A 12,060-nucleotide genomic window follows, 5' to 3' on the forward strand; every position below is an offset into this window, starting at 1 on the left:
GCGGTGGAGAACTCCAGCGTAGGCAGGTGGGCAACGCGGTGGAAGGCCCGGGGGCCAGGTGACGGCCGTGGACAACGGTCCGGGCCCGACCCACAATGTGAGCACGCCCCGACGGCCGGCCGGCCGCGGTTCCGGGCGCCCCGGACGGAGGTCCCGCACCGGCGGGAGAACGGAGCACGCCGCATGAAGGACCGCACGGAGGGCAGCGCTGGGGGCCGCACGGGCGGCAGGCTGGTGCGGACGGCCTACACGCTCTTCCTGGGACTGCTGCTGGCCCTGTTCGTGGGTCTCGGCGTCGCCACGGTCCACCCCGGCCCGGAGGAGCCCGCGCCGCCCCCGGCGATCGCGGCGGCGCGGGAGTCCCGCGAGCTCGCCCCGGAGGAGCAGCAGCAGTGGGCGGCGTACGAGCGCGAGCGGGAGGCGTGGGAGGACGGGTCCATGCGGCACAGCCGCGACGTCGGCGTGATCGCCCTGGCCGCCTCCGTCGTGCTGCTGGCCGTGAGCCTGGCCGTGGAGCGGCGCAGACCGGTGCTCGCCCACGGCGTGCTGCTCGGCGGCCTGTTGACGATGCTCCACAGCGTGGTCCGCACCCTGATCTCGCAGGACACCGTCGCCGCGTTCGCCGTGGTCACCGTGGCGCTGGCCGTGATGCTGTACCTCGGCTACCGGCGGTTCGTGGACCGGCCCACCGAGGCCGGTGACCGCTGGGGCCCGACCCCCGTGGTGGTCAGCGACAACGGGAAGCACCCGACCCGCCGCTGAGCGGGCCGGGCGCGTGCCGAGCGGTCAGAGGGGCAGCGGCAGCTTCTCGTCGAGCACGGCCCGGACGGCCGCGACGTCGACGTCCGCCACGGAGGCGTGCTCCCAGGCCGGCTGGTTGTCCTTGTCCACGAGGACCGCCCGCACGCCCTCGGCGAAGTCGGGGCGCACGATGGTGTCCGCGGCGAGGCGCAGCTCCCGCTCGAGGCAGGAGCGCACGCCGTCGTCGGCCGCCCCGCGCTCGAGCAGCTCGAAGGTGCGCACCAGCGAGGAGGGGCTCATTCCCGCGAGGTCCTCCGGCGCGGCGGCCACGATCTCCTCGAGGGTCGGGGCGCCGTAGCGCTCCTCGATCTGCTCCCACCGCGCCACCACGGAGGACGGTTCGGGCTCGCGCGCGAAGCGGGCCAGCGCGTCCTCCGGCCCCTCCTCCACCACGGCTTCGGCGAGGGCCTCGAAGTCCTCGTCCGCCACCAGGACGTCGGCCAGCCCGAGGGCGACGGCGTCCGCACCGCCGACCCGCTGCCCGCCGAGGGCGAGCCAGCGGCCCACGGCCAGGCCCGGCTCCCCGCGGCGGTCCGGCCGCGAGACGCGCGGCAGGAACCAGGAGGCGCCGATGTCCGTGAAGAAGCCGATCTTCGTCTCGGGCATCGCCATGACCGTCGACGGCCCCACGACGCGGTGGGACCCGTGCACGGAGATGCCCATGCCGCCGCCCATGCAGATCCCGTTCATCAGCGCCACGTAGGGCTTCGGGTAGTCCGCGATCAGGCAGTCGAGGGCGTACTCGACGGCGAACACCCCGGTGGCTTCCTCCGCCAGCCCGCCGAGCACGGCGTCGCGGACCTCCCGGATGTCGCCGCCGGCGCACCACGCCCGCGGCGAGGCGGAGGTGACGAGCACGTGGCGCACGGCGTCGTCGTCCCGCCACGCGCCGAGCGCGGCCTTGAGGTCCCGGTACATCTGTGCGGTCAGCGCGTTGAGCTGACGGGGCCGGTTGAGCACGATGTGCCCGGTGCCGTTGCGGACCTCGGTCAGGACGTGCTGCGCGGTGCCGGTCGTGGCGGTGTCGGTCATGGCCCCCACCCTGCCACGGGCCGGGCCGCCGTGTCATGGCTCACACGCCCGAGGGCGGCCACTGCCCCCGCTGCGCGAGGAGCGCGGCGAGCAGGTCGGCCCGGTCGGTGACGATCCCGTCGACCCCGAGCTCGAGCAGCTCCGTCATCTCGGCCGTCTCGTTGACGGTCCACACGTGCACGTCGATGCCCTGCCGGTGGGCGAAGCCCAGGAAGCGGGGGGTCACCAGCTGGACCTCCGCCCCGCCCCGCATCCGGTAGCGCCGGGGGATCTGCACGGTGTCGAACGGCTCGATCCACCGTGCAGCCGCGCGGCGGGCGATGCGCCAGCTGGGCCCGCCCAGCCACGAGCACACGAGCAGCAGGCGCATCCCCTCCTTGCCGGAGGACGTGGGCACGGCCCGGCCCTCGAGCTCGCGGATCCGCCGCAGCGTGCGGCGGCGGCGGCTCTCTGAGAAGGAGGTCACCCGCACCCGGTCCACGGCGCCGAGCTCGTGGAGCAGGGCCGGCAGAGCCGCCACGGACGCCTCGTCCTTGACGTCCACGTTGAACTTCAGCTCGGGCAGCTCCGTCAACAGATCCGCGAAGCGCGGGATCAGCCCGGCGCCGGCGACGCGCTCGGCCCGGATCTGCGCCCAGGTCAGCGAGGAGACCCTGCCGCTGCCGCCGGTGACGCGGTCGAGGGTCTCGTCGTGGAAGGACAGGACCACGCCGTCGGCCGTCGTGTTGACGTCCGTCTCGATCCACTCGTAGCCGAGGTCCCGGGCCGCGCGGAAGGCGTCGAGGGTGTTCTCGGGACCGCCCCGGCAGAAACCGCGGTGGGCCAGGGCTGCGGGGGTGCCGCGCCGGCGAGCTGGAGGGGTCACCCTCTTATTGTTACCTCGCGGTAGTGGATTGTCCCGCCCGTGACGCACCGGGTCGGCCGCGGCGCAGCAGCGCCTCGATCACCTGGGCCACCCCGTCCTCCTCGAACGGCGGGGCCACGCGGCCGACGGCGCGGGCGACCGCGGGGTGCCCGCTTGCCATCGCGTACCCGTGGGCTGCCCACGTGAGCATCTCGAGGTCGTTGGGCATGTCGCCGAAGGCCATCACCTCGTGCGGGCGGATGCCGCGCTCGGCGGCGTACTGCTCGAGGGTGCGCGCCTTGGTGAGCCCCTTCTGGCCCATCTCCACGAGCGGGGCCGCCGCCACGGAGTGCGTCACGGACAGCCGGCCGGCCACGAGCTCGGTGAGCGCCCGGACGTACTCCTGCGGCTCGGCGGTGTCCAGCTTGGCCAGGAACTTCACGAGCCCCTGGTCCTCCGGCACCCGGTCCCGCAGCGCCCCGACCAGGGGGGCGCCGATCTCCATCCGGTCGGTGCGCGCCCACCCGTGGTCCGTGAACACGCCCTCGAGCGTCTCGGCCGCGAACAGCGTGCCGGGGTGCCGGGCCGCGACCTCGTCCATGACCGCGAAGGCGTCCCGGGCCGGGAACAGGCTCGACTCCACGACGAGGTCGGCGCGGAGGTCGTAGACCACCGCCCCGTTCGAGCAGATGACCACGCCCTCGTGGCCGAGCTGCTCGCGCAGCGGGTCGAGCCAGCGCATGGGCCGGCCCGTCACGAACACCACGTGGATGCCGGCGCCCTGGGCGGCCCGGATCGCGTCGACGGTGCGCCGGCGGAAGCGGAAGTCGTCCCCCAGGACCGTGCCGTCGAGGTCGCTGGCGATCATCCGGATCGGCGCCGTCCCGGGGACCTCCGGAGTCGGGCTCACGGGTGTTCTGCCACCTATGCCTCGTGGATGCCGGTGAGGCAGGCGCGGGCGATCCCGGAGCTGAACAGCTGGAAGTTCACGACGGCGGGGCTCGCGCTCTCGTCGACCTCGATCTGCTCGTCGGCGACCGCGGTCACGCACACGATGTAGCGGTGCGGTCCGTGGCCGGAGGGCGGGGCGGCGCCCACGTACTCGTCGGTGCCGCCGTCGTTGCGGTGCTTGACCGCCCCGGCCGGCGGATCGGCCGCCGCGCCGCGCTCGAGGGAGGTGACGTCGGCGGGGACGTTGGACAGGCACCAGTGCCAGAACCCGCTGGGGGTGGGGGCGTCGGGGTCGAAGACCGTGACCACGTAGCTCTTGGTGCCCTCGGGGGCCCCGGACCAGCTCAGCTGGGGGGAGACGTCCTGACCACCGGCGCCCATGATGTCCGAGAGCTGGGCCGGGGGGAGCGGCCCGCCGTCGGAGAAGTCCTCGGAGGTGAGGGTGAAGCTCGGCAGGTCGGGCAGGTCTGCGTACGGGTCGCGGTCGAGCACGGGCTCTCCTTCGGGTCGGGACGGGGATCGGGTCGGCACAGGGCCGGAGGACGGACGGGGCGGGACGCGGGTCGGGCCGGAGGGGTCAGGACGCGGGCAGCTCCTCCGTGCGGGGCAGGTCGGCGCCGGCGCGGGAGACCGTGACGCCGGCCGCCGCGGCGGCGTAGCGCAGCAGGTCGCCGACCTGCTGCTCGTCCAGGTTGTCGATCCGCTCGCGGGCCGGCGCGCCCGTGTAGCCGTGGTCGGTGAGCCAGGCGAGCAGCGCTGCCATGAAGGAGTCCCCCGCCCCCACGGTGTCCACGACCGTGCTGCGGGCGGCGGGCACCTCCACGCCGCGCGGACCGGTGGCGCGGGTGCGGGCCCACGGCCCCAGTGGCCCCCGGGTGACGACGACGAGCTCGGCGCCGGCCTTGAGCCAGGCACCGGCGCTCTCCTCGACGCTGCGGTGGGGGTACAGCCACAGGAGGTCCTCGTCCGAGGCCTTCACCACGTCGGCGAGGGCCACGAGCTGCTCGGCCCGGGCCCGTGCGTGCGAGGAGTCGGGGATGATGGACGGCCGGCAGTTGGGGTCGTAGGAGATCAGCGCGGAGCGGTGGGCCTGCTCCACGGCGTGCCGGACCTTCGAGGCGCCGGGCTCGAGCATCGCCCCGATCGACCCGACGTGCAGCAGGGTGGTGTCCCGGAGCAGCTCGCCCAGCTGCTCGTCCGAGAGGTCCAGGGACCAGTCCAGCTGGAAGTCGTAGGTCGCGGCGCCGTCGTCCCCGATGACGGCCTCCGCCACGGACGTCGGCCGTGCGTCGGCCTCGAAGGGCAGCAGGACGCCGTTGTCCCGCAGGTGCGCCTCGACCTGCTTGCCGTACTCGTCCTCGCCGTAGCGGCCGAGGAACTGGACGGCGTGGCCGAGCCGGGCCAGGCCCACGGCCACGTTCATGGGGCTCCCCCCGGCGTGCGCGCGGGACTCCTGGCCGCGCTTCGAGACCACGTCGACGAGCGCTTCACCGATGACCGTCAGCATGCCCTCACGGTAGCACCCGCCGGTCCCGCGGCCCCCGGCGCCGGACCGGTCCGCCGGACCCGTAACGGGAGTCCTCCCCGCGCCCCCGTGCGCTTAGAATGGAGGGCGGCGTCCTGCGCGAACCGCAGCGGCGCGCGTACCCGATCGCGCAACGAGGCGCGGCACGTCACGGCCGGACACGATGACGTCCCCGGCCGAGGAAGAGAGTCATTCTTGAGCACTCCTGAAAGCTGGGCCGACCGCGAGGCGCTCGCCGAGGGCATCGTCCCCCTGGTCGGACGCCTGCACCGTGAGAACAAGGTCGTGCCGACGGTCTACGGCCGCTCCCTGGTGCACAAGTCCGTCACCCAGATCATCAAGGCGCACCGCTTCGCCCGCCGCATCGACGGCGAGGAGCTGCCCCTGGAGGACACGACCCGCCTGCTCGAGGCCATGTCCGGGCTGAACCTGGGCACCTGCGCGGTGGACCTCGGCAAGCTCAACCGGCTCGCCCAGGAGTCGGAGCAGGACCTCGAGGCGTTCCTGCGCGAGGAGCTCGCCCCCGTGGTGGACCGCAGGTCCCAGAACTTCCCGGAGTCCCAGGACGTGGTGCTCTACGGGTTCGGCCGCATCGGCCGCCTGCTGGCCCGCATCCTCATCAACCGCAACGACGGCACCGGCCTGAACCTGCGCGCCGTCGTGGTCCGCAAGAAGCCGGGCAACGACCTGGTCAAGCGCGCCTCCCTCCTGCGCCGCGACTCGGTGCACGGCAAGTTCGACGGGACCATCCACGTCGACGAGGAGAACGACGTGATCACGGCCAACGGGGTGGCCATCAAGTTCATCTACGCGAGCGACCCCACCGAGATCGACTACACCGCCTACGGGATCGACAACGCGATCGTCGTGGACAACACGGGCGTGTGGCGCGACGAGGCCGGGCTCTCCAAGCACCTGCAGGCCAAGGGCGTGGCCAAGGTGCTGCTCACGGCACCGGGCAAGGGGAACCTGAAGAACATCGTGTGCGGGGTCAACGACGACGTCATCACGGCGGAGGACACCATCCTCTCCGCCGCGTCCTGCACCACCAACGCGATCACCCCGGTCGTGAAGGTGCTCCACGACAAGTACGGCATCGCCCAGGGCCACGTGGAGACGGTCCACTCCTACACCAACGACCAGAACCTCATCGACAACTGGCACAAGGGCGACCGCCGGGGCCGCTCCGCCGCCCTGAACATGGTGATCACCGAGACCGGTGCCGCGAAGGCCGTGGCCAAGGCCCTGCCGGAGATGGCCGGGAAGCTGACGGGCAACGCGATCCGCGTCCCGACCCCGGACGTGTCCATGGCCATCCTCAACCTGCAGCTCGAGCAGGCCCCGGAGTCCGAGGAAGCGGTCAACCAGTACCTCAAGGACATCTCGCTGAACTCGTCCCTGCGCAAGCAGATCGACTACACCGACTCCCCGGAGGTCGTCTCCACCGACTTCGTGGGCTCCCGCCGCGCGGGCGTCGTCGACGGTCTCGCGACGATCGTCAACGGCAACTCGCTGGTGCTCTACGTCTGGTACGACAACGAGTTCGGCTACTCCTGCCAGGTCGTGCGGGTGCTCGCCCGGATGGCCGACATCGCCATGCCGCAGTTCCCGGCCGAGCGGGTCCCGGTCGGCGCCGTCGCCGGCTGATCCCGCCCCCGGGAGCGAGGGGCCGTGGCCCGTCGGTGCGCCGCGCACCGTCGGGCCACGGCCCCTCGCCGTCCCCGGGGACCGCGGCCCCGCCGTGGTCCCCTCCCGCAGCCTGTCAGGCGGTGTAGAAGGCCCCGGCGACGGCCCCGAGGGCCGCCACGTCGGCCACGTGGCACAGCTCCCGGGCGGAGTGCATCGACAGCAGGCCGATGCCGACGTCGATCGTGCGCACGCCCAGCCGGGCGGCGGTGATGGGCCCGATCGTGGACCCGCACGGCACCCGGTTGTTGGAGACGAACTCCTGGTAGCCCACGCCGGCGCGCGCGCAGGCCTCGGCCCAGATCCCGGCGCCCACGGCGTCCGTGGCGTAGTGCTGGTCCGCGTTGATCTTCAGCAACGGCCCCGCCCCCGGCTCCGGCCGGTTCACGGGGTCGTGGTGGCCCTGGTAGTTGGGGTGCACGAGGTGCCCGGCGTCGGCGGACAGGCACACGGAGCCGGCCAGGGAGCGCCGGTGCTCGGCGGCGGAGCGGCCCAGGCCCTCACCGATGCGCACCAGCACGTCCTCGAGGAACGGCCCCGCCGCGCCGGAGCGGGTGCGGGAGCCGATCTCCTCGTGGTCGAACGCGGCGAGCACCGCGATGTGCCGGCCCTGCTCGACCGCCTCCGCCTCGCGGGCGAGGGCGCTCAGCCCGGCGTGCACGGAGGACAGGTTGTCCAGCCGCCCGGAGGCGAACAGCGTTCCGCCCTGCCCGAACACGGCGGGGGGCTGCGCGTCCGCCAGCACCACGTCGTAGCCGACGATCCGGGCCGGGTCCACGGGCCCGCCGTCCGCGTGCTCGGCGAGCAGCGCGAGGACGTCCGCGTCCTCCGGCTGTCCCACGCCCCAGATCGGCTGCACGTGCTGCTGCCGGTCCAGCTGCAGGCCCTTGTTGGCGTCGCGGTCCAGGTGGATGGCCAGCTGCGGGATGCGGGCCACGGGGCCGGTGGCGGTCAGGTGCTCGGCCGGGGCGCCGTCCGCCCCGCGGACCACGAGCCGGCCCGCGAGACGCAGCTCGCGGTCCAGCCACGAGTTCAGCAGCGCTCCCCCATAGGTCTCGACACCGGCCTGGTGCCAGGTGTGGGCCGTGCTGGTGGGCCTCGGCTTGAGCTTGAAGCCCGGCGAGTCGGTGTGCGCGCCCAGGATCCGGAACCCCGCGGCCGGCGGGACCTCCGCGGGCGTGGCCCACGCGATGACCGCCCCGTCGCGGAGCACGTAGCGCCGCCCGCGGACGCCGGTCCGGGTCCAGTCCTCCGTCTCGTCGAGACGGACGAAGCCGGCCTGCTCCAGCCGGGCGGCGGCGGCGTGCGCGGCGTGGAAGGAGCTCGGCGACTCCATCACGTAGCGACCGAGGTCCTCGACGGCGGTCCGGGGGTCGACTGCGGTGCTCGGTTCCATGCCGGTCAGTCTACGGAAGGTGCTGGGGCGCGGGCCCGGGCACCCGGCCCGCCCAGTGGCCGGGGCAGGCCGGCGGGCCGGGGCACACCCAGGCACCGGGCTCGGGGACCGTCCGGCCGGGTCCGTGGCCGGCTGCGAGCAGGGCGGGCGGGCGCGGCGGGTGCACGGTCCGGGTCACCTCCACGCCGCGCCGGCGCGCGCCGCGGACCACCAGCCATGCGAAGAGCACCTGAAGCCCGGCAGACAGGGCGAGGGCCACCCAGGTCGACTCCTCGGCGTCGGGGTCCGACAGGCCCAGGGCCCCGAAGAACGTGGCGATCACGTTGTTGACCACGTGCAGGGCGATCGCCGCCTCCAGCCCGCCGGTGCGCCAGGTCAGCCATCCGGCGACGACCGCCATGACCGCCACCGCCAGCAGCCCCCAGGTGTCGTACAGGTGCCCGAACGTGAACAGGGGCACCGGCAGCAGGATCGCGAACACGGGCCGGCGCAGCCACCGCCCCACGGTCTGCATCAGATAGCCGCGGAAGACGAGCTCCTCCGCCGCGCACTGCAGCGGGACCACCAGCACGATCATCGCGATCAGCCACCAGAAGCCCTCCACCGGCTGCGGGGCCGTCAGGGACCCGAGCAGCGCGTACTCCACGAGGGCGGCGGCCGCGTGGCCCGCCACGTAGACCACCAGGGCCACGAGGAGGCACCGGCCCAGGAGCCCCCAGCGCAGCCGTCCTGTCACGGACAGCAGCAGCCCGAGGGGCCGGGGGCCCATGATGGCCCGGGCCGCGAGGAGCGCCGGGATCATCAGCACCAGGGAGAAGAACAGCATGAAGAAGATCGCCGGGTCCATGATCTCCAGCTCCGTGCTCCCGAGGAAGACCTCGTCCATGGCCTCCTCGCCGCGCACGGCCAGGAGCCCCACGGCCCACACGATGCCGAACACGATGGCCAGCACCAGGTAGAACGCCCCGAAGAGCAGCAGCTCCACGAGCGGCTTCCACCATCGGTGCTCGGGGTCGGCGTGGGCCAGCCGGTGGTACGGGAGGAGCCGGGGGCCGGGGCCCGGGGGCCGGTCGTCGAGGGGTCCCTGCCTCCAGGGGGCGGCGCGCGTGGTCATGGCTCCCACGGTATCCGCAGCCGGCGCCTCCGGGACACGCGACAGCCGGGGCGCGGCTCCCCGGGGCTCAGCGGGCGTAGCGGTCCACGAACGCGGCGAGGATCTTCGCGGGCTCGGTCGCGGGCGGCCCCGTTCGGATGCGGTCCTTGACGTCCTCGGCCTCGGCGATCGGGAAGTACCCGTGCTCCTTGTACGCCTCGATCCGGTTGAGCAGCGCGGGGGCGTCGAGCTCGGGGTGGAACTGGGTCGCGTAGAGGTTCTGCTTGATCCGGAACATCTGGACGGGGCACCCGGTGCCGGTCGCCAGCAGGACGGCGGTGGGCGCGAGGGTGCGCGTGCCCTCCTTGTGCCCCACGAACCCGTGGAACGCGGGCGGGAACTCCCGGAGCAGCGGATCCCGCAGCCCCTCCTCGGTGAGGGTGACCTCGATGACGCCGATCTCCTCGCCGCGGGTGCGGTCCACGACCCCGCCCTGGTGCGTGCCGAGGGTGCCGACGCCGTAGCAGGCGCCGAGGAAGGGGAAGTCCCGGGCGACGACCTCGTCGAGCAGGTCCCGCATCTCGGACTCGGCCCGTCGCTGCACCTCGGACTTCAGCCGCGGCGGGTCGGAGGAGTTGAACGGGGACCCGCCGATGACGATCCCGGAGTAGCGCTCCAGGTCGATCGGCGGCATGGGCCCGGCCTCCAGCCGTACCCGGTGGAGGTGGCTCTCCTGCAGGCCGCTGAAGCGGCAGATGGTCTCGTACTCCTCGTCCGCGACGTCGTCCTCGGCGCGGGTGGCGAGCAGCAGGAAGGGCTTCATGGCCCCATCGTAGCCAGCGCCGGGGCGCCCCCTGCCCGCTCAGCGCACGAGGCGCTCCCGGTGGGCGTAGGCGTTGAACGAGGTCCCGCGGCTGAAGCCGAGCAGGGTGACGCCCGCCTGCTCCGCGAGGTCCACGGCGAGGGCCGATGGCGCCGAGACGGCCGCGAGCGCCGGGACCCCGGCCATGTACGCCTTCTGCACCAGTTCGAACGAGGCCCGCCCCGAGACCTGCAGGACGGTGGAGCTCAGGGGCAGGAGGCCCTCGCGCAGCGCCCAGCCCACCACCTTGTCCACGGCGTTGTGCCGCCCCACGTCCTCGCGCACGCACAGCAGCTCGGGCTCGCCGGCACCGGCGCCCCCCTCGGCGCCGCCGCCGGCCGGACCGTCCGGGAAGCGGAAGAGGCCCGCGGCGTGCACGCCCCCGGTCGTGGAGAACAGCTTCTGCCCGGTGCGCAGCCGGTCCGGAAGGGCGAGGAGCGCGGGCACGGACAGCGGGGTCCGGTCCCCGGCCGGGTCGAAGGAGGAGACCTTGGTGACGGCCTCGATGGACGCCGTGCCGCAGACCCCGCACGACGACGACGTGTAGACGTGCCGCTCCATGGAGGTGTCCGGCAGGGCGACCCCGGCCGCGAGCCGCACCTCCACCACGTTGTAGGTCCGCTGCCCGTCCGGGCCGATGCCGCTGCGGTAGTCCATCTGCACGATCTCGGACGGTGCGCGCACCACCCCCTCGGAGACGAGGAAGCCGGCCACGAGGTCGAAGTCGTGGCCGGGCGTGCGCATGGTGACGGTGAACGGACTGCCGTTGAGCCGGATCTCCAGGGGCTCCTCGCCGGCCAGGGTGTCCGCCCGGCCCGTCCCGTCGCTGTCAGCGGTGTACCGGTGCACTCGGCGCCGTTGGGAAGCTCGGGTCATGGCGGTCCTCCGGTCCCGGCCCCGGCGGTCGGGAGCCCTCCCCCGGAATCCTAGAGGCACCCTCGCAGAGGCCGAAGCGAGGGCATTACTCCCCAGTAACGTCGGGCGAAGTGGGGACAGGAAAACCCTGTTCGAATTCATAGACTTTTGTCTAGGGTTGACGTGTCAAGGAAATCCGGCGGCAGGGCTGCCGGCGGATTCCCCGGGCGATCCACTGCGGCTCCACGGGCCGGCGCGCCGAGGCGCGGCCGTCGCAGCGGGCACCTCCGTCCCCCGTGATCCGGGGGGACGGGACGTCCGCCGCCTCCGCGGACACCGCACCGGATGCCCGAGACGGCACGCGCACCGATCCCGCGCGCCCGCTTCTCCCACCCCTCTCTCGCTCGAAGGCGGAACCATGAACGCTGCATCGCAGACCCCCCTGTCCGAGTCCCCCGTGCCGGGCGGCAAGAACCGGCGCGCCGGCCGGGCCGTCCTGGCCGGCGCCGTGGCCGTCGGCCTTCTCGCCGCCGGGGGCGGCACCTTCTCGAAGTGGTCGGAGGAGCAGGCCATTGCCTCGGGCGACATCGTCACGGCCGGTGAGCTCTCCATGGAGAACACCACCGTGTCCTGGGAGAACGGCGCCGGGAAGACGATCGACCCGGCCACGTACCGGATCGTCCCCGGGGACACCATCGAGCTCCACGCCTCGACCACCGTGGTCGCGAAGGGCGACACCCTGAAGGGGACCCTGGAGCTGCAGCTCCCGGCACAGCTGCAGCAGGAGGTCGAGGCGCTCGAGCGGGCCGGCTACGTGTCCTACGACGTCACCCTGACCAGTGGCGACAAGTCGGCCAAGGATTCCTACCCGATCACCCACGAGGACGACGGGGATGTGGTGCAGGCCGTCGCCACATTCACCTGGGACGCGGACCGGACCACCGGCAGCGACGGCGAGAACGTGTCCACGTCGCTGAGCGGCACCAAGCTCGTCCTCGCCCAGCAGTGAACCCGG

General features: G+C 73.4%; 12 protein-coding genes. 3 read left to right on the top strand and 9 right to left on the bottom strand.

The features are described 5' to 3' along the window. Positions 1–183 precede the first annotated feature (183 nt). A complete protein-coding gene (locus ABD220_RS05065; RefSeq protein WP_344120386.1) occupies positions 184–762 on the top strand; it encodes a hypothetical protein in 579 nt (192 codons plus the stop codon). Positions 763–786: 24 nt separating this feature from the next. Here the strand turns inward: ABD220_RS05065 and ABD220_RS05070 are convergent, their stop codons facing one another. The 5 genes from ABD220_RS05070 to ABD220_RS05090 all read right to left on the bottom strand — a co-directional run bounded on the left by ABD220_RS05070 (position 787) and on the right by ABD220_RS05090 (position 5,135). Then, positions 787–1,833: an enoyl-CoA hydratase/isomerase family protein gene (locus ABD220_RS05070; protein WP_344120387.1), complete on the bottom strand. Its 1,047-nt coding sequence runs from the start codon at positions 1,831–1,833 to the stop codon at positions 787–789. A 40-nt stretch (positions 1,834–1,873) separates the two neighbouring features. Continuing rightward, positions 1,874–2,698 carry a glycerophosphodiester phosphodiesterase family protein gene (locus tag ABD220_RS05075; RefSeq protein WP_344120389.1) on the bottom strand — a complete coding sequence of 275 codons (825 nt, stop codon included), beginning with the start codon at positions 2,696–2,698 and terminating at the stop codon, positions 1,874–1,876. A 10-nt stretch (positions 2,699–2,708) separates the two neighbouring features. After that, positions 2,709–3,587, bottom strand: coding sequence for an HAD family hydrolase (locus tag ABD220_RS05080; RefSeq protein ID WP_344120390.1), 879 nt, complete (start codon positions 3,585–3,587; stop codon positions 2,709–2,711). Between the two features lie 14 nt (positions 3,588–3,601). Continuing rightward, positions 3,602–4,120 (bottom strand): YbhB/YbcL family Raf kinase inhibitor-like protein, encoded by a 519-nt coding sequence (locus ABD220_RS05085; RefSeq protein WP_344120392.1) that lies wholly within the window; start codon positions 4,118–4,120, stop codon positions 3,602–3,604. A gap of 85 nt (positions 4,121–4,205) precedes the next feature. After that, complete coding sequence (locus ABD220_RS05090; protein WP_344120393.1) at positions 4,206–5,135, bottom strand: carbohydrate kinase family protein; 930 nt, start codon at positions 5,133–5,135, stop codon at positions 4,206–4,208. A gap of 213 nt (positions 5,136–5,348) precedes the next feature. Here ABD220_RS05090 and ABD220_RS05095 point away from each other — a divergent pair, with 213 nt between their 5' ends. Beyond that, entirely contained in the window at positions 5,349–6,800 is a 1,452-nt protein-coding gene (locus ABD220_RS05095; protein ID WP_344120395.1) for a glyceraldehyde-3-phosphate dehydrogenase, read from the top strand. A 115-nt stretch (positions 6,801–6,915) separates the two neighbouring features. Here the strand turns inward: ABD220_RS05095 and ABD220_RS05100 are convergent, their stop codons facing one another. The 4 genes from ABD220_RS05100 to fdhD all read right to left on the bottom strand — a co-directional run bounded on the left by ABD220_RS05100 (position 6,916) and on the right by fdhD (position 11,066). Continuing rightward, a complete protein-coding gene (locus tag ABD220_RS05100; protein ID WP_344120397.1) occupies positions 6,916–8,235 on the bottom strand; it encodes a M18 family aminopeptidase in 1,320 nt (439 codons plus the stop codon). Between the two features lie 10 nt (positions 8,236–8,245). Then, entirely contained in the window at positions 8,246–9,349 is a 1,104-nt protein-coding gene (locus ABD220_RS05105) for a CPBP family intramembrane glutamic endopeptidase (protein WP_344120399.1), read from the bottom strand. A gap of 67 nt (positions 9,350–9,416) precedes the next feature. Beyond that, complete coding sequence (locus ABD220_RS05110; protein WP_344120401.1) at positions 9,417–10,151, bottom strand: glutamine amidotransferase; 735 nt, start codon at positions 10,149–10,151, stop codon at positions 9,417–9,419. Positions 10,152–10,190: 39 nt separating this feature from the next. Then, positions 10,191–11,066, bottom strand: coding sequence for a formate dehydrogenase accessory sulfurtransferase FdhD (fdhD, locus tag ABD220_RS05115; RefSeq protein ID WP_344120403.1), 876 nt, complete (start codon positions 11,064–11,066; stop codon positions 10,191–10,193). A gap of 397 nt (positions 11,067–11,463) precedes the next feature. On the opposite strand from fdhD, the gene ABD220_RS05120 reads away from it, so the two are divergent. Further along, positions 11,464–12,054: an alternate-type signal peptide domain-containing protein gene (locus tag ABD220_RS05120; RefSeq protein WP_344120405.1), complete on the top strand. Its 591-nt coding sequence runs from the start codon at positions 11,464–11,466 to the stop codon at positions 12,052–12,054. Positions 12,055–12,060 lie beyond the last annotated feature (6 nt).

It is taken from the genome of Kocuria aegyptia (assembly GCF_039530085.1).
GTDB lineage: Bacteria > Actinomycetota > Actinomycetes > Actinomycetales > Micrococcaceae > Kocuria > Kocuria aegyptia.